This is a genomic window from Bradyrhizobium sp. Kon10, from assembly GCF_055807395.1.
Genome location: NZ_JBVVOZ010000186.1, coordinates 1 through 290, shown reverse-complemented (window position 1 = coordinate 290; position 290 = coordinate 1). Strand labels below are relative to the sequence as shown.

Here is a 290-nt window from a genome sequence, read left to right as displayed (position 1 = left end):
CCGCGGTTGAGCCGCTGCGACAGGGTCAGCGCGGTGATTGAGACCGCCATGACGATGGTCGCCAATGCGTTTATCTCCGGGGTGATGCCGAAGCGGATCATCGAATAGATCTGCATCGGCAGCGTGGTCGAGGCACGGCCGGCGCCTGATGTGAAGAAGGCGATGATGAACTCGTCGACCGAAAGCGTGAAGGCGAGCAGCGCACCGGCGACGACCGCCGGCAGGATGACCGGCAATGTCACCCGCCTGAAGGTGGTGATTGCGGAAGCGCCGAGATCGGCGGAGGCCTC

General features: G+C 64.1%; 1 protein-coding gene. It reads right to left on the bottom strand.

Features of this window, described 5'->3' with window-relative positions; translation table 11 throughout:
• The coding region (locus tag AC0L2O_RS36640) for an ABC transporter permease (protein ID WP_473373182.1) at positions 1-290 on the bottom strand (290 nt) is incomplete at both ends.